Source organism: Amycolatopsis sp. CA-126428 (assembly GCF_002904335.1).
GTDB lineage: Bacteria > Actinomycetota > Actinomycetes > Mycobacteriales > Pseudonocardiaceae > Amycolatopsis.
In genome coordinates this window covers 295608-316702 of record NZ_PPHF01000030.1, presented here as the reverse complement: position 1 = coordinate 316702, position 21095 = coordinate 295608, and the positions used below count along the sequence as shown (strand labels likewise).

Genomic DNA, 21095 nt, shown 5'->3' with positions numbered 1-21095 from the left:
GGCCGAACGGCCCGGGTCACCTCAGCCGTTCGGCCGACCAAGGCGGGCCCCTCGACCGATGTCCGGCACGCCCTCGTCCGGCGAAGCTGGTTCCAGACCGAACAGGGAGGGACCACGATGTCGATCTTCGCCACGCTGGGTGCTTACGCCGGACTGCTGCTGCTCGTGCTGATGGCCGTCACGCCGTTCGTCGCCGACCGCGAGCTCTGACTCAGGGCGCGACGCTCGCCTCCGCGTAGGCGTCGGCCGCGCTGAAGACGTCTTGGCCGTACGCCAGGGCCTGGTTGTAGAACAGGATCGCCCGCCACCAGCCGGCCGGGGTGCCGAGGTCGTCGCCGCCCGAGCACAGGAAGCGGGCCGCCGTGAAGGCCGCGTCGTCGATGTTCTGCGGGTCCGGGGTGCCGCCGTCGCCGTTCGCGCGCTCCTGGTACTTCTTCCACGTCGACGGCAGGAACTGCATCGGGCCGATCGCGTGGTCCCACGACTTGTCGCCGTCGAGCTTGCCGCCGTCGCTGTCGTGCACCGCCGGGATGCCCGGCGAACCGTCCAGCGGCGGGCCGACCACCGGCTTCGCCACCCGGCCGTCCGCGCCGATCGCCGCGAGGTCGAACTCCCCGCGCTCGTTCTCGACCCGGCCGATGCCCGCGAGGGTCGCCCACGAGAGGTGGCACGTCGGTTTCTGGCGCTGCATCCACATCTCCGCCCGCCCGTACGCCGCCAGCGCGCGCACCGGGATGTGCGTCTTGTCCGCGACGCGGGTCGCCCACGCGTCCAGCTCGGCCCGGTCGGACACCTGCGGCCGGTCGACCGGCGCGGCGAGCCCCGCCCGCGGCGCTTCGGCGCCGGGCTGCGGACGCTGTTCGGGGATGGCGAGCGCCGGCTGGACCGGCGGCGGCGCTGTCGGAGCATCCGGGTTCCGGACCCCGATGGTGACGACCAGGACGACGCCGGTGAGCACGAGCCCCACGGCGAGGGCCGCCCGGCCGAGATACCGCCGCGGCGGACCACCCGATGGAGGGGGTCCGGCAGGCGTGACGGTCGGCTGAGCGGTATCGGCCACCCGAACAGGTTACGGACGCACTCAAGAGGGACTGTGTTGCTCCGGGGCTTCGCTCCGGGCCGGGGGCTCCGCCACCCGGAACCCCCGAAAGACGGACCCCCGGAAGCCTGACCAGGCAAGCGGAAGGTAAAAACCCTCTCCCTGCCTGCGACATCACAAATTTTGTTACCGAGTCGACGCGCAGGCCCCTGACCTGCGGTTACCCTAACCTAACTTCAAAATCGAGTCCCTTTTGCCCGATTTCTCCGAGTCGAGCGGGCGTACGCTCACTGGACTTACAGGTGAGCCTTACCTAAAAACATCACGGAAGCAGAACTCAGGGAGGCGGACCGGTGTTGTTCTCGAGCGCGCTGATCGGGCTGCGCGAAGGCCTGGAAGCGGCGCTGGTCGTCAGCATCCTGGTGGCGTTCCTGGTCAAAACGGACCGGCGCCACGCGCTGCGCTGGGTGTGGCCGGGTGTCGGCGCCGCGGTGCTGCTGTCGGTCGCCGTCGGCGCGGTCCTCACCTTCACGACCGCCCAGCTGACCTTCGAGCACCAGGAGCTGCTCGGCGGCAGCCTGTCGATCGTCGCCGTCGTGTTCGTCACCGCGATGATCTTCTGGATGCGCAAGGCGTCGAAGAGCATCGCCGCCGAGCTGCGCGGGAAGATGGACGACGCGCTGGACGTCGGCCCCGCGGCCGTGCTGCTGCTGTCGTTCCTCGCGGTCGGGCGCGAGGGGCTGGAGACCGCGGTGTTCTTCTACTCGACCGTCCAAGCCGCGCAGAACGAGACCGTGCAGCCGCTGATCGGCTTCGCCATCGGCATCGCGGCCGCGGTGGTGCTCGCGTACCTGCTCTACAAGGGCGCGGTGCGGTTCAACCTCTCCAAGTTCTTCACGATCACCGGCGTGCTGCTGGTGTTCGTCGCCGCGGGCGTGCTCGGCTACGGCCTGCACGACCTGCAGGAGGCCGCGTTCCTGCCCGGCATCCACACCCTCGCCTTCGACGCTTCGGCCACGCTGCCCGAGACGTCCTGGTACGGCGCGCTGCTGAAGGGCATCTTCAACTACTCGCAGCAGACGACCGTGCTGCAGGCCGTCGCCTGGGTGGCCTACGTCGCCGTCGTGCTGCCCCTCTTCCTCAAGCCCAGCAAGAAGACCGCGCCGGCACCCGCCGTCGCGGCCGCCTCGAAGGAGTGACCGTGCGCAAGACCCCCTCGCTGGCCGTACTGGCCGGCGCCGCCGTCCTGGTGACGCTGGCCGCGTGCGACAGCAAGAGCGACCCCGCGGGTGCCTCGGCCGGCGGTGGCCCGATCAAGGTCTCGGCGTCCGACGCCGCGTGCGAGGTCTCCGCCACCACGGCCGGTGCGGGCAACCTCACCTTCGAGATCACCAACAAGGGCACCAAGGTCACCGAGTTCTACCTCTACGCCGAGGGCGACCGGATCATGGGCGAGGTCGAGAACATCGCGCCTGGGCTCAACCGGCGGCTGATCGTCGAGGTCGCCGACGCCGGCAAGTACCAGACCGCGTGCAAGCCCGGCATGTCCGGCACCGGCATCCGCGGCGACTTCACCGTCACCGGCGGCGTCGCGAAGCAGAACGACAGCAACGCGCAGAAGGCCCAGGCCACCAAGAGCTACGCCGACTACATCGCGAACAACACCTCCGCGCTGCAGGACGAGACGGGGAAGTTCGCCGACCTCGTCAAGGCGGGCAAGGTCGACGAGGCGAAGGCCGCGTACGCGCGCACCCGCGTCTACTACGAGCGGATCGAGCCGGTGGCCGAGAAGTTCGGCGACCTCGACCCGGCCATCGACGTCCGCGAGGCCGACCTCGAGCCGAACCAGCAGTTCACCGGCTTCCACCGGCTGGAGAAGGACCTGTTCCAGACCGGCCTGCAGCCCGACAGCGGCCAGATCGCCGACAAGCTGGTGACCGACGTCAAGGACCTGGTCGCCAAGACGAAGACGCTCGAACTGTCCCCTTTGGACCTCGCGAACGGCGCGAAGGGCCTGCTCGACGAGGTCGCGACCGGCAAGATCACCGGCGAGGAAGAGGCCTTCTCGCACACCGACCTCTGGGACTTCCAGGCCAACTTGGACGGTTCGAAGGGCGCGATCACCGCGCTGCGGCCGGTCCTGCAGGCCAAGGACCCGGCGCTGGTGTCCACTCTGGACAAGGAGTTCGCGAACGTCCAGGGCCTGCTCGACAAGCAGCGGGCCGGTGACGGTTTCAAGTCCTACACCGAGCTGTCCCAGGACCAGGTCAAGGAGTTCGCCTCGGCCGTCGACGCGCTGAGCGAACCGCTGAGCAAGGTTGCGGAGGTCGTCTCCAAGTGACGTCGGCAGAGGGCATCCGGGCGGAGGGCACGCGCGTCTCGCGGCGGAAGCTGTTCGGCCTGGCGGGCGCGGGTGTCGCGCTCGCCGGGGCGGGGGCCGCCGCCGGCATCGGGATCGACAAGGCGACGAGCGGCCACGCCGAGGCGTCGACGAACACCGTCGACTTCCACGGCGAGCACCAGGCCGGGATCGTCACGCCGGCGCAGGCCAACCTGCACTTCGCGGCTTTGGATGTCACAGCCACCGACCGTGAAAAGCTGCGGCGGCTGCTCAAGACGTGGACCGACGCGGCCCGCCGGATGACGGCGGGCCAGGAGGTCGTCGCGAACGGCGCGGTGGGCAACGGCACGTACGCCCCGCCCGGCGACACCGGTGAGGCGCTCGACCTGCCGCCCTCGAACCTGACGCTGACCATCGGGTTCGGGCCGTCGCTGTTCGACGGCCGGTTCGGCCTGGCGGGCAAGCGGCCGCCGCAGCTGATCGACCTGCCGCTGTTCCCGAAGGACAAGCTCGACCCGGCCCGCAGCGGCGGCGACCTGTGCATCCAGGCCTGCGCGGACGACCCCCAGGTGGCGGTGCACGCGGTCCGCAACCTGGTGCGGCTCGGCTTCGGCGTCACCGAGGTCCGCTGGTCGCAGCTCGGCTTCGGCCGCAGCTCGTCGACGTCGCGGGAGCAGCAGACGCCCCGGAACCTGTTCGGGTTCAAGGACGGCACGAACAACATCAAGGCCGAGGAACCCGACGTGCTGGGCGACCAGGTGTGGGCCACCGCGGCCGACGGCCCGGCCTGGATGGCCGGCGGCTCGTACCTGGTGGCGCGCCGGATCCGGATGCACATCGAGACGTGGGACCGCGAGACCCTCGACGGCCAGGAGAAGATCATCGGCCGCACGAAGGGCACCGGCGCCCCGCTGGGCCAGACCGCGGAGTTCGACGAGCTGGACCTCGACGTCGGCGGCGCCGGCGGCGAGAAGCTGATCCCGGCGGACGCGCACGTCCGGCTGGCCTCCCACCAGGCGCTGAACGGCGTCCGGATCCTGCGGCGCGGCTACAACTTCGTCGACGGCTCCGACGGCGTCGGGCACCTCGAAGCGGGGTTGTTCTTCCTGGCGTTCAACCGCGACACCCGCAAGCAGTACGTGCCGATGCAGCAGGCGCTGTCGTCGAAGGACGCGATGATGGAGTACGTCCAGCACACCGGCTCCGCGCACTTCGCGGTCCCGCCGGGCGTGACCCGCGAGTCGAGCTGGGCGGACGCACTGTTCTCCTGACCCCGGTTGCCTAAAGCCTTTAGGTTGATCTACTCTGGCTTTAGGCAAATGGGAGAAGGCTGATGGCTCGGGCAGGATTGACCACCGAACGCGTGGTGCGCGCCGGCGCGGAGCTGGCCGATGAGGCGGGCTTCGACCGGGTGACGCCGTCGGAGCTGGCCCGGCGGCTCGGCGTCCAGGTCGCCAGCCTGTATTCGCACGTCAAGAACGCGCACGACCTGCGGACGAAGGTCGCGCTGCTGGCGCTGGACGAGCTCGCCGACCAGGCCGCGGCCGCCCTCGCGGGCCGGGCCGGGCGAGACGCGCTCGTCGCCTTCGCCGACGTCTACCGCGACTACGCCCGCGAGCACCCCGGCCGGTACGCCGCCGCACAGCTGCGGCTCGATCCGGAGACCGCCGCGGCGAGCGCCGGCTTCCGGCACGCCGAAATGATGCGCGCGATCCTCCGCGGCTACGCCCTGACGGGGCCGGACGAGACCCACGCCGTGCGGCTGCTGGGCAGCGTCTTCCAGGGGTTCATCAGCCTCGAAACCCAGGGCGGGTTCGACCACAGCTCGCCCGCCGCGCCCGAAAGCTGGGTCCGCATCCTCGCCGTCCTCGATTCCCTCCTGCGTGATTGGCCACGGTCGTGATCGACATCCCCCTGACCGCGGACCTCTTCCGCGGTGCCCTCGAACTCGAACGCACCGGGCGCGGCCTGGTGCCGCACCGGCTCCCGGCTCGCGCGCGGGCGCAGAACAGCGACCCGCGGCTCGCCATGGTCGAAGCGCAGCCCGCGGGCGTCCGGCTGCGGTTCCGGACCCGGGCTCGCGTGGTCGAACTCGACACGCTGCCGACGAAGGTCGAGTACCCGGGCGCGCCGCCACGGCCCGACGGCGTCTATGACCTGCTGGTCGACGGCAAGCCGGCCGCCCAGGCGACCGCACCCGCCGGCGTCCGGTTCGCGGACCTCCCCGGGCACGACAAGGACGTCGAGATCTGGTTGCCGCACAACGAACTGACGACGTTGGTCGCCTTAAGCACCGACGCGCCGGTTTCGCCGGTGCCCCGGGCGGACCGGGTGTGGCTGCACCACGGCAGTTCGATCAGCCAGGGCTCGAACGCGGCGAGCCCCGCGACGACGTGGCCCGCGCTCGCCGCCACCGCGGCCGGCGTCGAGCTGGTCAACCTCGGCTTCAGCGGCAGCGCGCTGCTCGACCCGTTCACCGCGCGGGCGCTGCGCGACACGCCCGCCGGCCTGATCAGCGTCAAGCTGGGGATCAACGTGGTCAACGCGGACCTGATGCGCCTGCGCGCGTTCGGGCCCGCGGTGCACGGCTTCCTCGACACGATCCGCGACGGCCACCCGGACACCCCGCTCGTGGTCGTCTCGCCGCTGTACTGCCCGATCCACGAGCAGACACCCGGGCCGGGCGACTTCGACCACGAGGCACTGGCCCGCGGCGAGGTCCGGTTCCGCGCGACCGGCGACCCGGCCGAGCGCGCGGCGGGCAAGCTGACCCTGGAGGTCATCCGCGACGAGCTGGCCCGGATCGTGGCGCAGCGGCAGGAGTCGGACCCGCACTTGACCTACCTCGACGGCCTCTCGCTGTACGGCCCGGAGGACTTCGCGGAGTTACCGCTGCCGGACGACCTCCACCCGTCCCCGGCAGCCCACCGCCGGATCGGCGCGCGGTTCGCCTCGCTGGTGCTCGGAGCTTGACTTCAAGGGAGCTTGAAGTTGGAAGCTTCGGGCATGTTCACCGAAGCAGAACTCGCCTACCTCGCCGCCCAGCCCCTGGGCCGGCTGGCGACCCAGCGGCCCGACGGAACCCTCCAGGCCAACCCGGTCGGCTTCCGCTACAACCCGGACGAGAAGACCATCGACGTCACCGGGCACAACCTGCGCACCAGCAAGAAGTTCCGCAACATCGCGACGCACGACCGCGTGGCGTTCGTCGTCGACGACCTCCCGTCGACGAACCCGTGGCGGGTGCGGTGCCTGGAGATCCGCGGCCGCGCGGAGGCCTTGGTGGGCGTGAATCTGCCGGACAACCACTTCGACGACGCGGTGATCCGGATCCACCCGGAACGCATCCTCGCCTTCGGCGTGGAGGACTGGGACCGGGAGCCCCTGGAGCTGGAGACGAACATCCGCAACGTCTGAGTTTTCTCCGCGGCCGCCGGTAGCGCTTCCGTGGCCCCGGCACGGCTACCGGCGGCCGCCCCAAACGGTGTACGTCGCCGCTCCCGTGGCCGCCAAGAGCACCGCCGTCCAGGTGGCCACCGGGGTTTCCGCGGGTTGCAGGGCCCAGGTCAGGACCCGGCTCAGCGTCGAAGAGTCCCGCGGGACGAACGGGCTGACCGCGGACCAGGCCAGCGGGAGCGTCCAGCCGAACTGGCCGCCCGCCATCGTGGCCGCCAGGCCGGCCAAGCCCGCCAGCCCGGCCGCGTCGCGGACGATGATCGACGCCGCGACCGCCGACGGGCCCAGCTCCTGCACCGCCAGCACCACCGACCCGGCCACGATCGCGATCAGCGCCAGGTGGGCGAACCGCCGGATCGGCCACGGCAGCGCCGCGGTCCGGTCGAGGTCGGGGTCCTGGCCGCTGAGCCCGATCGCCGCCACCGCGACCGCCGTGGTCAGCGTCAGCGCGACGACGACCGCGTTCCACGAGTCCCGGCCCAGGAACCACACCCCCGAGGTCGCCACCAGCAGGGCCGCGAAGGCCACCGGCAGCTGCCGCGAGCGGGCGTACAGCGTCGCCCACCTCATCGGAGCGCTCCCGGCACCAGCGTGTCCATCGGATCGCCCTGGCACGTCAGCAACGCCTGGCGCAGCGCGACGATCCGCGCGAACCGGACGTCCGCGGGCAACGCCCGGAACTGCTGCCAGGCCTGCTCGATCGGGCCGGACTGACTCTTGAACCAGTTCCGGAAGAGCTCGGGCAGCGGCTTCAGCTCCCCGGTGAAGTACGCCGCCGCGATCATCCGCGCGCCGGTGTCCGACAGGCTGGGTGAACTCGGCCGCTCGCAGGACGGCACGCCCACCCCGGAGAGCACCGCCGCCCGCAGGTCGCTCGCGTCCGCCGTCAGCAGTGCGTCGTTGCGCTGGAAGTCGAGCAGGACGACGCCGGGGTCGCGCTGGGCGCGTTCGAGCGGGGAGACAGGCGCGACCTGCTCCTCGACCCGCGTCGGCGCTCCGGGCAGCTTCGCCAGCATCGCGAGCGCTTCACGCCCGGGGCCGGCCAGCGCGGCCAGGCGATCCCGGTGCAGTTCCGCCACGCAGACCGGGCCATCGCAGACCTTCCGGGCGGCGGCGCCGTCGGCGGTGAGGGCGTCCGCCGGGAACAGCGGCAGCGCGATGGCGACCCCGGCGACGAGCGGCAGCAGGCTCAGCAGCCGCGCTCGCACCGACCGCACCGACAGCAGCAGGAACCCGGTGACGGCGAGGCCGAGGAACCACACCGCCTGCCCGGCGTCGAGCGACGCCGCGGTCGTCACCATCGACCCGCGCGGCTCGGCCAGCGCCGGCGCCAGCGGCCCGGCCCGGCGTGGCAGGACGGCGTCCAGGCCCTGTTCGAGCGACATCCAGCAGAGGACCGTCCCGACGAGGGTGAGCACGGCCAGCCCGGGGGCCGTCAGCGGGTGCGGCAGCAGCCGCCCGACGGCCAGCCCCAGCCAGCCACCGGCGACCACGGCGAGCACCCCGACGCCCAGCACCGGGAGGAAGCCGGCCGAGACGAACCCGTCGTGGGCGAGGACTTCGGCGACGCCCACGCCGAACACGACCAGGTAGGCCAGCGCGGACAGCGCGCCGACGGCGCCGGCGAGCCGGATCGCCCGGTGCCACCCGGGCCGCGGGGTGGTGGCCAGCAGCTCGGTCATGCCGGAGCGGCTGTCACGCATGCCCTGGATGGCCCCGGCGCCGACCACGACGGGCCAGAGGAACTGCAGGAGGAAGCGGATCCAGATCGCGGTCGTGGTCGTGTTCGCCGACCAGGGTGCGGGGGTCTTCCACCACGGCCCCGAGAGCAGGAAGAGGAACGCGAGCGCGAAGACGACGAGCGCAAGACCGGCCCAGGGCGCGATCGAGCGCCGGAGTTCGATGCGGAAGATCACCACGCCTCCCGGCCCGGCTCGTGGTTCAGCAGCGCCGAATAACCGCGTTCGATCGGGCTGTCGCCGACGTGCTCGAGGGTGCCCGCGGCGGCCAGCCCGTCCGGCGTTCCCTGGAACACCAGCTTTCCCGCGGCGAACAGCACCACGTCCGTGCACGCCGTGGCCACGTCCTCCACCAGGTGCGTCGAGATCAGCACGCACGAGTCGCGGCCCAGTTCCTGGACCAGCTCGCGGAACCGGACCCGCTGCGCCGGGTCGAGGCCGGCCGTCGGCTCGTCGAGGAGCAGGATCTCCGGGTCGTTGACGATCGCCTGGGCGATGCCGACCCGGCGCACCATGCCGCCCGAGAGCGTCTTCATGCGGTCGTCCGCGCGGTCGGCCAGGCCGACGCGCTCCACCGCCCGCTGGACGGCCCCCGGGATGTCCTCTTTGGACATCTCCTTCAGCCACGCCAGGTATTCGACGAACTCGCGGACCGTGAACCGCTTGTAGTAGCCGAAGTTCTGCGGCAGGTAGCCGATCCGGCGGCGCAGCTCCCGCTGGCCGGAGTTCCCGCCGGCCGGGGTGCCGAGCAGCGACAAGCTGCCCGACGCCGGCCGGAGCACCGTCGCCAAGGCCCGGATCAGCGTCGTCTTGCCGGCGCCGTTCGGGCCGAGCAGCCCGTGCACCCCCTTGCCGAGGGACAGGTCCAGGCCGTCCACCGCCATCGTCCGCCGCCCCACCCGCACCCGCAGCCCCTGCGCCTGGATTTCCCAGGCGTACGTCGCCGGTGCGACCTCGGCGGCCCCTACTGCCCGCATGCTCTTCCTCCCTGAAGCCCTGAAGACCCGAGGACCTGAAGTCCTACTGACGTGCGCCGAGCCGGGTGAACGCCGGCCCGCGCAGGGCGACGACCACCGTGGTCAGCACGAAGACCGCCGCCCACACCGGCAGCGCGCCGGTGCCGAGCGAAAACGCCTGCCCCCGCTGGACGAACGCCGGCAGGACGACGATCACCACCCACACCGCGACCAGCGCGTACGCCGCCCGGCTGACGCCGATCAGGCCGCCGAGCGCGAGCGTGCCGGTGGTGAAGGCCAGGCTCGGCAGCAGCCAGAGCGCCGGCTGGGTGCCGGTCAGCCACCCGGCGACCCCCAGCACCGGCAGGACGACGGCGAGCACCGCCACCGTCCGCCGGGCGACCAGGTACAGCCCCGCCCGCGGGGTCGCGGTGACGACCTCGTAGGCCGGATCGAGGCCCCGCGCCCACGACACGGCGACCCCGAACACCGGCAGCACCGGGGCGAAGAGCTGCACCGCCGGCACGTCGAGCACCGCGTGCCACACGCTCTCGAGCAGGAGCGCGGCCAGCGTGACGGCCACGATCATCGCCAGCCACGGCGCCATCGCCGGCGTCACCCAGGTGTCGAGCCACCGGCTCCGGCGCCGCGGCCGGGCGACCGGCTGCCGGACCTCGGCCGAAAGCCGCTCCCAGACCAGGTCCACGACCGGCTGGACCGGTGCGGCCCGCGCGAGCCGCGCCCGGCATTCGCGGCACGCCTCGAGGTGGGCCTCGAGGCCCCACAGCTGGTCACCCGGGAGGTCGTCGCCCACCGCGTACGCGACGATGAGCCGCTCCGGCGCGTGGTTCACGACAGTGCCTCCCGCAATGCGATCCGGGCCCGGCGCGCCCGGGTCTTGACGGTCCCCTCCGGCAACCCCAGCAGGACAGCGGTCTCCCGGACGGTCAGCCCGTCGAGCACCATCGCCTGCAGCACCGCCCGCAGCTCCGGCGCGAGGTCGCGCAGCGCGGCACCGACCTCGTCGCCGATCGTCGCCGCCAGCGCCTCGTCTTCGGCCGCCACCACCGGCGCGACGTCGAGGGCCACCGCCGGCGGCGGCTGCGCGTGGTGCGCCCGGCGCCGGAACGCGTCGACCAGCCGGCGCGCGGCGATCGTCCAGACCCAGCCGACCGCGCTCCCGCCGGTGGTGGCGCCCGCGAACGACGCCGCCGCCCGCCAGACGGCCAGGAACGTCTCCTGCATGACCTCCGCGACGAGCTGCTCGTCCGCACAGCGGCGGCGCAGGCGCACGGCGAGCCAGGGCGCCGTGCGGCGGTAGAGCTCCTCGAACGCCGCGCGATCGCCCTGGGCGGTGCGCCGGACGAGGTGCTCCTCGTCGGCGTCCTCCAGTGGCGTGTGCTTCACACCAGGCAAGACGCCGGAAGTCCGGGAACGGTTCTCAACCGAACGTGTGCTGCGTCACACTGGCGTCACTCTGGGCGCGGGGGCCAGAACTTCCGCCAGCCGTCGGCCTCCAGGGTCGTCGGCTCCAGCCCGGCGTCGCGGGCGGCCTGCTCGGCGGCCTGGATGTCCTTCGCGAACTGCTTGGCCACCGCCCTCAGCTCGCCCTCGGCGTCGACACCCGCCCGGCGCGCGGTGGCCGCGATGCGGAACAGCTGGGCGGCCGCCGCGGTCCCTTCGGGGAAGAGGTCGAGCGGGATGCCCGCGCGCCCGGAGCGCTGCCCCAGCTTGCCCGCCAGCGCGACGGCGGGCTGGCCGAGCGCGACGCCGTCCACAATGGACTGACGTTGCTTCTCGCGCTGCTTCAGCTCTTCCCATTTGAGGTTCTGGTGCTCGACGGTGTGCACCTGGTCGGCGCCGGCGAAGACGTGCGGGTGCCGGCCGACCAGCTTCGCGACGAGCGCCGCGGCGACGTCGTCGATGCCGAACGGGTCTTCGGCGTCCTCGGCCGCGACCCGCGCGTGGAAGAGCACCTGCAGCAGGACGTCACCGAGCTCTTCGCGCAGCGCCTCGCGATCGCCTTCTTCGATGGCGTCGAGCAGCTCGTAGGTCTCCTCGACCAGGTACTGCCGCAGCGAATCGTGCGTCTGCACCGCGTCCCACGGGCAGCCGCCCGGCGAGCGGAGCCGGTCCATCACCTCGGCGGCCTCGACCAGCGGCGGCACCGGCGTCTCGATGACCTCCGCGCCGGTCGCGATGAGCAGCGACGCCGCGGGCTCGTCGCGAGACCCGGCCAGCAGCACGACGTCCTTCAGCGAAGGCGCCTCGATGACGGCCGGGACACCGAACGCGGCCGGATCGACGTCCGTGGCCGCGTAGACGGCGCCTGCGTCACGCAGGATCTTGAGCGCCGCACCGGGCAGCGTCGTCCCGCGGACGATGACGACGACACCCGTGCTCACTGCTGCGCGGTCGCGGCACCGCGAATGGGCAGCACGATGCCCTGGGTGGCGCCGGAGTTGGGCACGAGGTTCATGCCCACAACATCCCACACGCCGTACCGCGGGTTGACGCGCAGGCCGCTCTGGCCGAGGTACGGCTGCAGCAGCCGGGTGCCGATCGCGGTCAGCTGGGCGTCCGTCGGCTTCTGCGCTTCCTGGTCGGCCGGCACGGCCTTGTCGGTGCCGCGGGCGCGGATGACGAAGATGAACCAGTCCGCGCTCTGCGGCTTCTGCGCCTGGAAGACGACGACGCTGTTCTTTTCGGAGCCGAAGAGCGCGGTCTGCGCGAGGCCGGGGTACTGCGCGGCGCCGAAGAGCTCGGCGGTCTGGCCGGCGGAGTACCCGCCCGGGCCGGGCGCGCCGGTCTGCTGGGCCTGCTGCCCTTCCTGCTGCGCCTGCTGGACGACCCCCTGGACCTTGGCGGGGTCGTCGGCGAACTCCTTCGCGAGGGCGAAGGCGCGGGTGCGGGCGGCCTGGTCGTTGTCGCCGGTCGCGCTGATGCCGACGTAGTCCGCGCCGACCGACAGCTTCGGCAGCACCTTCCGGGCGAGCTCCTGCTCGAGGAGGACGTCGCTCGCGACCTCGTTCCGGTCGCGCAGCTTCGAGACGATCTGCGTGACGGCGACCGGGTCGCCCTGCCCGGTGTCGGTGACCGGGGCAGGCGTCACCTGCGCGGCCAGCGCGGCGACCTTCGCCTGGTCGGCGACGAGGTTTTCCTGCTTGGTGGCGCGCAGGGTCAGTTCGTGCAGCACGGTCTGCCGGACGATCTCGCGGCCCAGCAGTTCGAGCTTGTGCTCACTGGCGAGCTTCTGCGCGTACGGGTGTTCGCGGACGGCCTGGTCGATCATCGACTGGACCCGGTCGAGGGAGACAGCTCGGTCACCGACGATGACGGCACTGCCGACCTGGCTGGGGCCCGAGCCGCACCCGGCGAGCAGAAGTGCACCGGCAACGACCGCGACCAGCGCGCGAGGGCGCCCCATGATCCGCATCACAGGCCATACCCTCTCACACCATCGCCCCCGAAACGCAACACCCATGAGGACGCGGCGGCGGTAATGTCGACTTATGGACCATTGGCTGACCATCGAAGTGTTCGACGGGGAGCATTCGGCTTCGCTGTGGCGCCTGGCTCAAGGGGACGCTCTCACCGAAGCAGCGTTGACGAACGGCGCTGAGCAGTGGGTTTGGCACGAGCACCGCTGGGGAGTGGTGCTGGAGATCGAGTTTTTGACGGAGGAGAGGCGAGACGCGTTCAGGCAGCTGCCGGTGGTGACGGCGGCGCTGGACGCGGTCCCGGACCCGGCGCGGGGATTGCTGGTGTATCCGGGCCGGGGCGGGGGTTCGGGGTCGCGCATGCCGAGGAGGCCCCGGCCGTTGCCGATGGCGGGCGCCGGGGCGGTCCCGGTGCCCGTGGAGTCGGTGCGGATGGGGCTGGCGGAGGCTCTGCCGCCGATGTTCAGCGAAGTCTGCTGAGCAGTTCGCGCCAGGTTGCGGTGGAGGCGGCGAGAGTGCCGCCTTCACGGTCCTTCGTGTCCCGGATCAGGACAGGCCGGTTGAGGGCGACCTCAACACACTCGCCACCGTTGGTGCTGTAGCTGCTCTTAACCCAAGTGGTCGGCATCGGGTTGCGCTCCCGTCGAGTAGAGGTCGGCGATGAACCTCTTCGATTCTGCCTGATCGAGCGCGATCTGAGCCAGGCCCTTGAGTACTCGACGGTAAGCCGCCAGATCGGCGGGTTCCTCGAGGAACAAAGACGAATCCTCACTGTCGATATAAATCACTGGACTGAAATCCGCTGACTCGATCAGCTGGAAATGCCCCGCCATCGCTGGATGACCACCGCATCGCGCGGGGATGATCCGGATCGAGATGTTGCTGCGCTCGGCGAGCCGAGCGAGCTGGCGAAGCTGACCGCGCATGACATCGGGCGCTCCGCGCCCGATGGGCAGCCGGAGCACGAATTCGTGCAGGTAGAAATCGAAGGTGACGGCAGGCCTCTTGTCCAGGATCACCTGGCGGGCCATCCGGGCGAACACCAGCTCATCGATGTGGTCCGGATCGGTCGCGTTACCGATCTCCGCGATCAGGCTCCGGGCATAGTCGGCGGTTTGCAGCAACCCGGGAACCGAGCAGCCGTGGAACTGAGACATGGCAGTCGCCCGCTCTTCGTGCCAGATCAACGTGCGCAGTTGGAGCGGTTTCTCGAGCAAGCCGGGGTTGCGCATTTCGTCGCCCATGGCCATCAGCGCGCGGTATTCCTCACCGCGGAACCCCAGCGTCGTCAGAAACCGGGCCAGGTGCACCGGGCTCGGCCGGGCCCGGCCGCGGGTCACCGAGGAGACCCACTGCGCGCTCATCTCCAGGCGCCGGGACATTTCCCGGACTCCCCAGCCCTTCTCCGCCATGCGTTCGAGGAGCCGTTCGCCCAGCTGCCGGGCCCGGATGTTCGGCTCGCGATATTCCGCCATGCGCCGAACCTAAAACCACCGAAACCGGAAACCCCGGCGCCACAACGGAAAGTCCCCCGAAATGGCGCCGGGTGTCCACCCCTCTTTACACGGCCGCGGGCTTCTTCGTCAGCTGGATCAGCAGCTTCGTGCACCACTCCAGCAGTTCTTCGTCCCGCAACGTCGGCGCGCCGATCCGCCCACCGGCCGGACCCTCCGTCGGCTTCGGCACCGACACCGTGTTCGTCACCGCCTTGAACACCGCCTTCGGGTACAGCCGCTTCAAGCGCACCATCTGCGAGTCCAGCAACGGCAGCGGCGCGAACCGGATCGTGTTGCCCTGGACCGCCACCTCCGTCACGCCCGCCTCGCGGCACGTGTGCCGGAACTTCGCCACCGCCAGCAGCCGGTTGACCGGCGCCGGCGGCTGGCCGTACCGGTCGATGAGCTCTTCGCGGACCGCGTCGAGGCCCTCGGTGTCCGGCGCCGCCGCGATCTTGCGGTACGCCTCCAGGCGCAACCTTTCCCCGGGCACGTAGTCGTGCGGGATGTGGGCGTCGATCGGGAGGTCGACGCGGACGTCGGCCAACTCCTCTTCCTCCGCCGGCTCCGCGCCCGCGTGCCGCCTGAACGCGTCCACCGCTTCGCCGACCAACCGCACGTACAGGTCGAACCCGACACCCGCGATGTGCCCCGACTGTTCCGCGCCGAGGATGTTGCCCGCGCCGCGGATTTCGAGGTCCTTCATCGCGACCGCCATGCCCGCGCCCAGCTCGGTGTTCTGGGCGATCGTCGCCAGGCGGTCGTGGGCCGTCTCCGTCAGCGGAGCCTCCGGTGGGTACAGGAAGTACGCGTACCCGCGCTCGCGCCCACGCCCGACCCGGCCGCGCAGCTGGTGCAGCTGCGCCAGCCCCAGCAGGTCGCCGCGCTCGACCAGCAGCGTGTTGGCGTTCGAGATGTCCAGGCCCGTCTCGACGATCGTCGTGCACACCAGGACGTCGTACTCGTTTTCCCAGAAGCCCTGGATGATCTTCTCGAGCTTGTCTTCGTTCATCTGCCCGTGCGCGGTGACGACCCGCGCCTCCGGCACCAGCTCGCGGATCCGCCGCGCCGCCTTCTCGATCGAAGACACCCTGTTGTGGACGTAGAAGACCTGGCCGTCGCGCAGCAGCTCGCGCCGGATGGCCGCGCCGACCTGCTTGTCGTCGTACGCGCCGACGTACGTGAGAATCGGGTGGCGGTCTTCCGGCGGGGTCAGGATCGTCGACATCTCGCGGATGCCGGCCAGCGACATCTCCAGCGTGCGCGGGATCGGGGTCGCCGACATGGTGAGCACGTCGACGTGCGTGCGCAGCGCCTTGATGTGCTCCTTGTGCTCGACGCCGAAGCGCTGCTCCTCGTCGACGATCACGAGCCCGAGGTCCTTGTAGCGGATCCCCGTCTGCAGCAGGCGGTGCGTGCCGATGACGATGTCGACCTCGCCGCCGGCGAGCTGCTCCAGGATGATGTCCGACTCGGTCTTGTTCGTGAACCGGGACAGGCCCTTGATCGTCACCGGGAACGAGCGCATCCGCTCGTGGAAGGTGTTCAGGTGCTGCTGGGCGAGCAGCGTCGTCGGGACGAGGACGGCGACCTGCTTGCCGTCCTGCACCGCCTTGAACGCGGCGCGGACCGCGATCTCCGTCTTGCCGTAGCCGACGTCGCCGCAGATGACGCGGTCCATCGGGACGCCGCGTTCCATGTCGGCCTTGACCTCGTCGATCGCGGCGAGCTGATCGTTGGTCTCCGTGAACGGGAAGGCGTCTTCCAGCTCGCCCTGCCACGGCGTGTCCGGGCCGAACGCGTGCCCGGGCGCGGCCTGGCGCGCCGCGTACAGCTGGACGAGCTCGGCGGCGATCTCCTTGACCGCCCTCTTGGCCTTGGCCTTGGTGTTCTTCCAGTCGGAGCCGCCGAGCTTGTTGAGCGTGGGCAGCTCGCCGCCGACGTAACGGGAGACCTCGTCGAGCTGGTCGGTGGGCACGAACAGCCTGTCGCCCGGGTGGCCGCGCTTCGACGACGCGTACTCCAGCAGGAGGTACTCGCGGGTGGCGCCGGCGACCGTCCGCTGGACCATCTCGACGAACCGGCCGATGCCGTGCTGGTCGTGCACGACGTAGTCGCCGGTCTTCAGCGCGAGCGGGTCGACCGCGTTGCGCCGCCGGGACGGCATCTTGGTGTTGAGGTCCTTTGTGGACGTTCCGGCGCCTGCGCCGCGGCCCGTGAGGTCCGCTTCGCTGAGCACGACCAGGGCGCGCTCCGGCGAGACGAACCCGTCGGTGAGGCCGCCGCAGGTGACCGTGACCATGCCCGGAGCCGGAGCGCCCCGCAGGCCGTCGCCGGCCTGGGTCGCCGGGACGTCCGCGCTCGTGAGCTGCTCCACCGCGCGCGCCGCGGTGCCCTGGCCGGCGACGACGAGCACCGCCGTGCCGCCCGCCGCCGTGTGCGCGCGCAGGTCCGCCGTCGCGCGCTCGATCTCGCCGCGGTACGCGGGCGCGGCCTCGACCGAGACGCGGTAGACATCGGGGTCTTCGCTGGTCAGCTGGGTGATGGTCCACCAGGCGCGCTTGGTGTCCTGCGCGTGGGACGCGATCTCGTCGAGCCCGCGGTAGGCCGACGCGCCGAGGTCGATCGGGGCTTGGCCCCCCGCCGCGGCCGTCGTCCAGGACGCTTCGAGGAACTCCTGGCCGGTGCGGACGAGGTCGGCGGCGCGGGCGCGGATCTTCTCCGGATCGGTGAGCAGGACGTGGGTGCCCACCGGCATCGCGTCGGTGAGCAGTTCCAGTTCGCCTTCGCAGAGCACCGGGATGAGCGCCTCCATGCCCTCGACCGGGATGCCGTCGGCGAGCTTGGTGAGCATCTCGGCCAGGTGGGCGTCGGCCTCGTACGTCGTCGCCAGCTCCGCGGCCCTCTCCCTGACCGGCCGCGTGAGCAGGAGTTCGCGGCACGGCGGCGCGGTGACCCGCGCGATCTCGCCGGGCAGCGACCGCTGGTCGGAGACGGCGAACGCCCGGATCTCGCTGACCTCGTCGCCCCAGAACTCCACCCGGACGGGGTGCTGCGCGGTGGGCCCGAACAGGTCAAGGATGCCGCCGCGGACGGCGAACTCGCCGCGCTTCTCGACCATGTCGACGCGGGTGTAGGCCAGCTCGACCAGCCGTTCGAGCAGGCCCTCGAAGCTCTGTTCCTCGCCGACGACGAGGTCGACCGGGGCGAGCGACCCGAGCCCGGGCGCCATGGGCTGGATCAGGCTGCGCACGGTGGCGACGACGACCCGCAGGTCGTCATCGCCCGTCTTCAGCCGGTGCAGCACCTCGAGGCGCCGGCCGACGGTGTCCGCGCGCGGGGAGAGCCGCTCGTGCGGAAGGGTCTCCCAGCTCGGGAAGTCGGCGACCCGGCCCTCGCCGATGAGCGCTTTGAGCGAAGCGGTCAGCTCATCGGCCTCACGCCCGGTGGCGGTGACGGCGAGCACGGGCTTACCGGCCCCATCATCGGCGGCAAGCGCGGCGGCCACGAGCTGCCGGGCGGCGATCGGGCCTTGCAGCTCGAGCAGCGGCGCGCCGGCGCGCTCGACCACGCCGCGCAGGGCCGGGTCGGGAAGGATGGCGGTGAGGAGTCCGGACAGTGGAGCGTCGGTCACGGTCCCAGCCTACGTGCCACCCCCGACAGGTTTCCGATCACGGCTGGTCGCGCAGCAGGTTCACCACCTCCGCCACCCGCGGCAGCTGCTCGTCGAACACCTTCGGGTCCGTGCTCGCGATCCGCAGCAGGAAGTGCTCCACCCCTTCGTACTTCCGCAGCTGCGCCGCCACTTCCGCGGCACTGCCGCACACCTGCATCTGGATCCCCTGGACGAACGCCGCCGGGCGCCCGTAGTTGCGCTCGCAGTACTCCTCCAGCAACGCCTGCCCGCGGTCGGCGTCGTCCTCGACCAGGACCGTCGCGAACAGCGCGGGCGTCACCGGCCGGGACGACACCGCACGGATCCGGGCCAGCCCGGTGCCGTAGTCAGCCGGGTTCGGCGGGTAGGGCAGCCAGCCGTCGTACAGCCGGCCGACGCGCTCCAGCGCCCCCGGGGTGTACGCCGCCAGCCACACCGGCGGGCCACCCGGACGAGTGGGCGCGGGGAACACCGGCAGCGAGTCGTAGTGCAGCACCGAGCCGTGGAAGGAGGAAGCGCCGCTCCAGGCCGCGCGCCAGAGGGCCACGATGTCGTCCAGCCGGGCCCGGCGGCGCTCCCACGGCACACCGGCGAACGCGAACTCCGGTTCGCTGCGCCCGGCGAACCCGGCACCGACGGCCACCGTGAGCCGGCCGGAGCTCAGCAGGTCGATCGAAAGCAGCTGATTCGCGGTCAGCAGAGGGTTCCGCAGGGCCGGGAGCAGGGCGGACGTCCCCAGGGTCACACGTGACGTCCGGGCGGCGAAGGCAGCCAAAACGGCGAGCGCGTCCAGCGGCGCCCGCGCGAGGGTGTCGCCGACCCAGACCGAGTCGAGGCCGAGCTCCTCCGCGGAGACGGCGGTGGCGACCAGCTCGGGCGCGGTCCGCCCGGCGTCGAGGATGGGCTGGTAGGTCGGGATGACCAGGCCGTAGTTCGTCATGCGGCGAGCCTGGCCCGGCCGGGGAATGCCCTCAATTCCCCGCGGGGAATGGACCGCCCGAGCAGGATGGACCCGTGGACTTCGGAACGGCGCTCAAGGACTGGCGCACCCGCCGGCGGATCAGCCAGCTCGACCTGGCGCTGCGCGCGGGGACGACGCAGCGGCACGTCAGCTTCATGGAAAGCGGGCGTTCGGTGCCCGGCCGCGGCATGGTCCTGCGCGTCGCCGAGTCCCTCGAACTGCCCCTGCGCGAACGCAACGGCCTGCTCCACGCCGCCGGCTACGCGCCGACGTACCCCGAAACGCGGCTCGACGACCCGGCGATCCGGCCGGTGCTCGACGGGCTGCGGCGGCTGCTCGACGGCCACCGGCCCTACCCCGCGATCGTCGTCGACCGCTACGGCGTGCTGGTCGCGGCGAACGACGGGTTCCGGCTGCTCACCGAGGGTGTCGCGCCGGAGCTGCTGCGCGAACCGGTCGACACGCTGCGGCTGGCGCTGCACCCGGAGGGGATGGCGCCGCGCGTGCGCAACCTCGACGACTGGGCGCGGCACATCCTCGAACGCCTGCGCAACGACCTGGCCCGCACCCCGGACGACCGGCTGGCCGCCCAGCTCGCGGAGCTCGAGGGGTACCTGCCGCCGCCGTCCGCGCCCGGCCCGGAGCACCTGGGGTTCGCGGTGCCGGTCCGGCTGGCCACCTCGGCCGGCGAGCTGCGGCTGATCACCGCGATCACGACGTTCGCGACGGCGGCGGACGTGACGGTGTCGGAACTGAAGCTGGAGACGTTCCTGCCCGCGGACGCCGAGACCGCCGAACGGCTTCACACCACCAGCGCCGTCGTGTGACCCACCAGCAGTTCCGCGCTCGCCCACAGCACCGCCGCCGCCACGCTGCCCGCCGCGAACCGGCGGTACGGCATCGCCGCCGAGCCCGCCACGCGCGGCACCAGCGTCCGGACGCCGGCCAGGCAGCGGCCCGCGATCACCGCCGGGACGCCGTAGCGCGCGAGCGCCGTTTCCGCGCGCCCCCAGCGATCCCGGCCGACGCGGCGGGCCAGGCGCGGTCCCCAGCGACGCCCCTCGAGGTAGGCGAGCTGGTCGCCGAGGACGGCCGCGGCGACGGCGACCGCCCAAGCGAGCCCGAGGTGGAGCGTGCCGCGCTCGGCGAGGAACCCCATCAGCAGCAGCGTCGACAACGTCGGCAGCACGATTCCCGGCAGCAGCGCGGTTTCCGCCGTGATGACCAGGGCGCAGACGAGGTAGACGACCGCCGGGGGCGCGTCAAGCAGGGGCCGCAGCAGGCTGTCCACGCCGTTCCCTCCCGACCGCCACCGGCAGCGCCGCGCGGTAGACGAACGCGGGCGGCAGGTTGCCCCAGACGACCTGCGTGCGCTCCACGACCGCGAACCGGCTTCGCAGCGACGCGGCGAAGCGGCGCGCGGGTGGGGTCCAGGCCGTGTGGGCGTAGGCGAACGTCGTGAACCGGCCGTTCGGGGCGAGTGCGGCGGTGACCGCGTCGAGGATGCGCTGCTGCCGGGGCGCGGTCATGGCCGTCCACGGCAGACCGGAGACGACGACGTCGACGTCCTCCAGCGCCAGGTGTTCCGCCGAGCCGGTGACGACGTCGACGTGAGGAAAACGCTCGCTCAAGGACTTTGCGAGTCGCGGGTTGATCTCTACTGCCGTGAAGCGCGCTTCGGGGCGAAGCAGCGCGAGGACCGCTTCGGTGAACACGCCGGTGCCCGGCCCGAGCTCCGCGACGCACGACGCGCGTTCCAGGCCGAGGCCCGCCGTCATCTCTTCGGCCAGCCGCGGCGAACTCGGCGCGATCGCGCCCGTCAGCACGGGATGGCGGAGGAATTCCCTGGTGATCGACATGATCCCGACGCTAGGAACGGCCGGGGTGGCCCCGAATCCGCCGCGCCGGCCGGGCTGATCCTCCCAAGGGAGGACACGGTCGGGCCGAAGGGATGACGCCCCGAGCCCATCCCCGCCACTAAGTTCGGTGGCGTGGAACGAATCGTCGTGTGG

The 21095-nt window shown here is 71.8% G+C and carries 22 protein-coding genes; 8 read left to right on the top strand and 14 right to left on the bottom strand.

The window, feature by feature from the left end; genetic code table 11:
* Window positions 1-211: 211 nt before the first annotated feature.
* The gene (locus C2L58_RS08230; RefSeq protein WP_103337118.1) at window positions 212-958 is read right to left on the bottom strand and encodes a murein transglycosylase; all 747 of its coding nucleotides are present in this window, start codon (window positions 956-958) and stop codon (window positions 212-214) included.
* A 434-nt stretch (window positions 959-1392) separates the two neighbouring features.
* On the opposite strand from C2L58_RS08230, the gene efeU reads away from it, so the two are divergent.
* The 6 genes from efeU to C2L58_RS08200 all read left to right on the top strand — a co-directional run bounded on the left by efeU (window position 1393) and on the right by C2L58_RS08200 (window position 6797).
* Window positions 1393-2238: an iron uptake transporter permease EfeU gene (gene efeU / locus C2L58_RS08225; protein WP_103336925.1), complete on the top strand. Its 846-nt coding sequence runs from the start codon at window positions 1393-1395 to the stop codon at window positions 2236-2238.
* Window positions 2235-3380, top strand: coding sequence for an iron uptake system protein EfeO (gene efeO / locus C2L58_RS08220; RefSeq protein ID WP_103336924.1), 1146 nt, complete (start codon window positions 2235-2237; stop codon window positions 3378-3380). Before efeU ends, efeO begins: the two co-directional genes overlap by 4 nt.
* On the top strand, window positions 3377-4651 hold the full coding sequence (gene efeB, locus C2L58_RS08215; protein ID WP_103336923.1) for an iron uptake transporter deferrochelatase/peroxidase subunit: 1275 nt from the start codon (window positions 3377-3379) through the stop codon (window positions 4649-4651). Before efeO ends, efeB begins: the two co-directional genes overlap by 4 nt.
* A 62-nt stretch (window positions 4652-4713) precedes the next feature.
* A complete protein-coding gene (locus C2L58_RS08210; RefSeq protein WP_199191158.1) occupies window positions 4714-5283 on the top strand; it encodes a TetR/AcrR family transcriptional regulator in 570 nt (189 codons plus the stop codon).
* Entirely contained in the window at window positions 5280-6353 is a 1074-nt protein-coding gene (locus tag C2L58_RS08205; protein ID WP_103337117.1) for a GDSL-type esterase/lipase family protein, read from the top strand. The genes C2L58_RS08210 and C2L58_RS08205 overlap by 4 nt, the downstream gene beginning before the upstream one ends.
* 33 nt (window positions 6354-6386) lie before the next feature.
* Window positions 6387-6797, top strand: coding sequence for a PPOX class F420-dependent oxidoreductase (locus C2L58_RS08200; protein ID WP_103336921.1), 411 nt, complete (start codon window positions 6387-6389; stop codon window positions 6795-6797).
* A gap of 45 nt (window positions 6798-6842) precedes the next feature.
* Here C2L58_RS08200 and C2L58_RS08195 read toward each other — a convergent pair whose 3' ends face one another.
* The 7 genes from C2L58_RS08195 to C2L58_RS08165 all read right to left on the bottom strand — a co-directional run bounded on the left by C2L58_RS08195 (window position 6843) and on the right by C2L58_RS08165 (window position 12958).
* A complete protein-coding gene (locus C2L58_RS08195; RefSeq protein ID WP_103336920.1) occupies window positions 6843-7406 on the bottom strand; it encodes a hypothetical protein in 564 nt (187 codons plus the stop codon).
* A complete protein-coding gene (locus tag C2L58_RS08190) occupies window positions 7403-8752 on the bottom strand; it encodes a hypothetical protein (RefSeq protein ID WP_233225614.1) in 1350 nt (449 codons plus the stop codon). The genes C2L58_RS08195 and C2L58_RS08190 overlap by 4 nt, the downstream gene beginning before the upstream one ends.
* Window positions 8749-9552: an ABC transporter ATP-binding protein gene (locus C2L58_RS08185; RefSeq protein WP_103336918.1), complete on the bottom strand. Its 804-nt coding sequence runs from the start codon at window positions 9550-9552 to the stop codon at window positions 8749-8751. The genes C2L58_RS08190 and C2L58_RS08185 overlap by 4 nt, the downstream gene beginning before the upstream one ends.
* Window positions 9553-9595: 43 nt before the next feature.
* Entirely contained in the window at window positions 9596-10384 is a 789-nt protein-coding gene (locus C2L58_RS08180) for a zf-HC2 domain-containing protein (RefSeq protein ID WP_103336917.1), read from the bottom strand.
* Window positions 10381-10938 carry an RNA polymerase sigma factor gene (locus C2L58_RS08175; RefSeq protein WP_103336916.1) on the bottom strand — a complete coding sequence of 186 codons (558 nt, stop codon included), beginning with the start codon at window positions 10936-10938 and terminating at the stop codon, window positions 10381-10383. The genes C2L58_RS08180 and C2L58_RS08175 overlap by 4 nt, the downstream gene beginning before the upstream one ends.
* 65 nt (window positions 10939-11003) lie before the next feature.
* Window positions 11004-11936: a MazG family protein gene (locus C2L58_RS08170; RefSeq protein ID WP_103336915.1), complete on the bottom strand. Its 933-nt coding sequence runs from the start codon at window positions 11934-11936 to the stop codon at window positions 11004-11006.
* Window positions 11933-12958, bottom strand: coding sequence for a hypothetical protein (locus C2L58_RS08165; RefSeq protein ID WP_233225613.1), 1026 nt, complete (start codon window positions 12956-12958; stop codon window positions 11933-11935). The genes C2L58_RS08170 and C2L58_RS08165 overlap by 4 nt, the downstream gene beginning before the upstream one ends.
* An 85-nt stretch (window positions 12959-13043) precedes the next feature.
* Here C2L58_RS08165 and C2L58_RS08160 point away from each other — a divergent pair, with 85 nt between their 5' ends.
* On the top strand, window positions 13044-13451 hold the full coding sequence (locus C2L58_RS08160) for a hypothetical protein (protein WP_103336913.1): 408 nt from the start codon (window positions 13044-13046) through the stop codon (window positions 13449-13451).
* On the opposite strand, the gene C2L58_RS08155 is transcribed toward C2L58_RS08160, so the two are convergent.
* The 4 genes from C2L58_RS08155 to C2L58_RS08140 all read right to left on the bottom strand — a co-directional run bounded on the left by C2L58_RS08155 (window position 13435) and on the right by C2L58_RS08140 (window position 19062).
* Window positions 13435-13599, bottom strand: a complete 165-nt coding sequence (locus C2L58_RS08155; RefSeq protein WP_103336912.1) for a DUF397 domain-containing protein — start codon at window positions 13597-13599, stop codon at window positions 13435-13437. The genes C2L58_RS08160 and C2L58_RS08155 overlap by 17 nt on opposite strands.
* Complete coding sequence (locus C2L58_RS08150) at window positions 13580-14446, bottom strand: helix-turn-helix domain-containing protein (protein ID WP_103336911.1); 867 nt, start codon at window positions 14444-14446, stop codon at window positions 13580-13582. The genes C2L58_RS08155 and C2L58_RS08150 overlap by 20 nt, the downstream gene beginning before the upstream one ends.
* 85 nt (window positions 14447-14531) lie before the next feature.
* The gene (gene mfd, locus C2L58_RS08145) at window positions 14532-18086 is read right to left on the bottom strand and encodes a transcription-repair coupling factor (protein WP_103337116.1); all 3555 of its coding nucleotides are present in this window, start codon (window positions 18084-18086) and stop codon (window positions 14532-14534) included.
* Window positions 18087-18138: 52 nt separating this feature from the next.
* Window positions 18139-19062, bottom strand: a complete 924-nt coding sequence (locus tag C2L58_RS08140; RefSeq protein ID WP_103336910.1) for an LLM class flavin-dependent oxidoreductase — start codon at window positions 19060-19062, stop codon at window positions 18139-18141.
* A gap of 74 nt (window positions 19063-19136) precedes the next feature.
* Between C2L58_RS08140 and C2L58_RS08135 the strand changes: the two genes are divergently transcribed.
* On the top strand, window positions 19137-19910 hold the full coding sequence (locus C2L58_RS08135) for a helix-turn-helix transcriptional regulator (protein WP_103336909.1): 774 nt from the start codon (window positions 19137-19139) through the stop codon (window positions 19908-19910).
* On the opposite strand, the gene C2L58_RS08130 is transcribed toward C2L58_RS08135, so the two are convergent.
* Both C2L58_RS08130 and C2L58_RS08125 read right to left on the bottom strand, forming a co-directional pair.
* Window positions 19886-20374: a DedA family protein gene (locus C2L58_RS08130; protein ID WP_103336908.1), complete on the bottom strand. Its 489-nt coding sequence runs from the start codon at window positions 20372-20374 to the stop codon at window positions 19886-19888. The genes C2L58_RS08135 and C2L58_RS08130 overlap by 25 nt on opposite strands.
* Window positions 20346-20942 carry a class I SAM-dependent methyltransferase gene (locus C2L58_RS08125; RefSeq protein WP_103336907.1) on the bottom strand — a complete coding sequence of 199 codons (597 nt, stop codon included), beginning with the start codon at window positions 20940-20942 and terminating at the stop codon, window positions 20346-20348. The genes C2L58_RS08130 and C2L58_RS08125 overlap by 29 nt, the downstream gene beginning before the upstream one ends.
* Window positions 20943-21095: the final 153 nt, after the last annotated feature.

Bases quoted from the DNA above. Each gene is read 5' to 3' on its own strand.
- C2L58_RS08195 (WP_103336920.1), bottom strand. From the start codon at position 7,406: ATGAGGTGGGCGACGCTGTACGCCCGCTCGCGGCAGCTGCCGGTGGCC.
- C2L58_RS08150 (WP_103336911.1), bottom strand. From the start codon at position 14,446: ATGGCGGAATATCGCGAGCCGAACATCCGGGCCCGGCAGCTGGGCGAA.
- C2L58_RS08160 (WP_103336913.1), top strand. From the start codon at position 13,044: ATGGACCATTGGCTGACCATCGAAGTGTTCGACGGGGAGCATTCGGCT.
- C2L58_RS08155 (WP_103336912.1), bottom strand. From the start codon at position 13,599: ATGCCGACCACTTGGGTTAAGAGCAGCTACAGCACCAACGGTGGCGAG.
- C2L58_RS08210 (WP_199191158.1), top strand. From the start codon at position 4,714: ATGGCTCGGGCAGGATTGACCACCGAACGCGTGGTGCGCGCCGGCGCG.
- C2L58_RS08200 (WP_103336921.1), top strand. From the start codon at position 6,387: ATGTTCACCGAAGCAGAACTCGCCTACCTCGCCGCCCAGCCCCTGGGC.
- C2L58_RS08125 (WP_103336907.1), bottom strand. From the start codon at position 20,942: ATGTCGATCACCAGGGAATTCCTCCGCCATCCCGTGCTGACGGGCGCG.
- C2L58_RS08185 (WP_103336918.1), bottom strand. From the start codon at position 9,552: ATGCGGGCAGTAGGGGCCGCCGAGGTCGCACCGGCGACGTACGCCTGG.
- C2L58_RS08140 (WP_103336910.1), bottom strand. From the start codon at position 19,062: ATGACGAACTACGGCCTGGTCATCCCGACCTACCAGCCCATCCTCGAC.
- C2L58_RS08165 (WP_233225613.1), bottom strand. From the start codon at position 12,958: ATGGGGCGCCCTCGCGCGCTGGTCGCGGTCGTTGCCGGTGCACTTCTG.